We start from the raw sequence: 357 nt of genomic DNA on the forward strand, positions 1-357 counted from the left end.
CCGTTGATAGTAATAACAATTGCTTGTTCAACACCATCGCTGGTTGTCACCGTAATAGTATCGGTTAATGACTCACCTTCATCTAACGCTTGAATAGCCGCTTGCGTATTATCCGCTGCGTATGTCCATTCACCGTTTTCGTCAATCGTCACGGTACCGTAATCGCCCTGGATAGATTCAGCGGTAAAGGTTGTGGTATCAGTGGTGTCAACATCGCTTAACGATAAGGTGCCTGTTGTGCTTAACGTGGTTGCATCCGCATCTTCAGTTACTGCGCCTTTATCATCGCCTGTCACAACCGATAAGTCGTCAACGCCGTTGATAGTAATAACAATTGCTTGTTCAACACCATCACTG

The 357-nt window shown here is 45.7% G+C and carries 1 protein-coding gene; it reads right to left on the minus strand.

What is annotated here, in order from left to right:
• Positions 1-357, minus strand: a 357-nt coding sequence (locus Q0794_RS18135; RefSeq protein ID WP_298944283.1) for a VCBS domain-containing protein, incomplete at both ends; no start/stop codon positions are given.

Source organism: uncultured Psychromonas sp. (genome assembly GCF_947489755.1).
In the GTDB taxonomy this organism is placed as follows: Bacteria; Pseudomonadota; Gammaproteobacteria; order Enterobacterales; family Psychromonadaceae; genus Psychromonas.